1 protein-coding gene and 1 pseudogene are annotated in these 1,252 nt (G+C 43.8%); both read left to right on the forward strand.

Features of this window, described 5'->3' with window-relative positions:
- Nucleotides 1-122: 122 nt before the first annotated feature.
- Complete coding sequence (locus GRP75_RS27350; protein ID WP_023988436.1) at nt 123-545, forward strand: hypothetical protein; 423 nt, start codon at nt 123-125, stop codon at nt 543-545.
- A gap of 232 nt (nt 546-777) precedes the next feature.
- Nucleotides 778-1,252 (forward strand): annotated as a pseudogene (locus GRP75_RS27355) (esterase); the annotation flags it as partial.

The raw sequence follows: 1,252 nt of genomic DNA on the forward strand, positions 1-1,252 counted from the left end.
GGGAAAGGGCTGCACATTAGCCTATTCATCAGAAGTTGTGTGTTTTACAAGATATTCAGTCCAAGCACAAAACAAACTTTTTCATAGTCTATGAGTATCTGGTAGAGAGAGGAGGGGAAACCATGGGAACATTTATTGATGGGAGAACATCCCAAAACGCTTCGACAGCTAACTCTATTGCCATTCCGATCACTCTTTTAAATACGCCTCAATTGTTCGGGCAGATCGGATTAAACACACTGGGAGCTACAGGTACGCCACGGGTTCTGCTTAAAGGAACCATATCGCTTCAACTTCCGCTTGCTTTAGTCGGAATAACGATCACTATTGTAAGAGGTACCCTGGTAACTGACCCTGTTGTTTATTCGGCTACGTCTACTTTCAGTTTGAGTTTATTAGCTCCACAGGTTATTGCGTTCTCAGCCGATGACTTTAACCCGCCGATTACACCACAATTGGTTTATACAGCTTTTGTTTCTTCTAACCTGCTGGGTACAGTACGAGTAGGTCCAGAGAGCTTTGACGGAATTTTGGTTGCGGATTAATGTAGTAATTTTGATATGACGAAATATTGCTTCATAAAGCTTCGCAGTTGTAACTGCGAGGCTTTTTTGTGTACAAGTACAAGTTTCAGCTTAACGAATAAACTACTTTTCTTTTGCATAAGAATTACATAGGCATAACCCTGCAACAATGGGTAGAATTTTATGTATGCGCTTACAAAAAATAAAATATCCTTTGCTTCGTACAATTAAAAATTTGGAGGAGGAATGAAGAATGAAGTGGAAAAAAGGATTGACTGGTATGCTTTTAGTAGCTTTTTTATGTGGTGCACCAGGTGGGGGCATAGCTACGCCGGCACATGCATCCGCTGGCGAGTACAAGTTTGATTTTGGCGGAGGTACGGTCGAAACGGGTTATACCGGTGTGAGTGCTTCGCTGTCCTATGACTCAGCACGTGGGTATGGCTTTCGTACCCCTGAGAATATGCGTAATGTCAGCGCTTCGGGGACTGGAGTGGCAAGTGATGCGGTACGGTTCCTGGCTACAGGTACGAAAAGCGAGAATACTTTTGACGTTGATCTTCCTCCTGGTTTGTATGAGGTGTCGGTTACTTTAGGAGATACCTCTCGTTCGAGTATTGCGGCTGAAGGGGTGTATCAGGTCATTAATATGACAGGGAATGGGGCCAAGGATCGCTTTCAAATTCCAGTGACAGACGGGCAGCTAAATCTGCTAGTTACTGAAGGCA

The organism is Paenibacillus sp. OT2-17, from assembly GCF_009827695.1.
Classification (GTDB): Bacteria; Bacillota; Bacilli; order Paenibacillales; family Paenibacillaceae; genus Paenibacillus; species Paenibacillus polymyxa_B.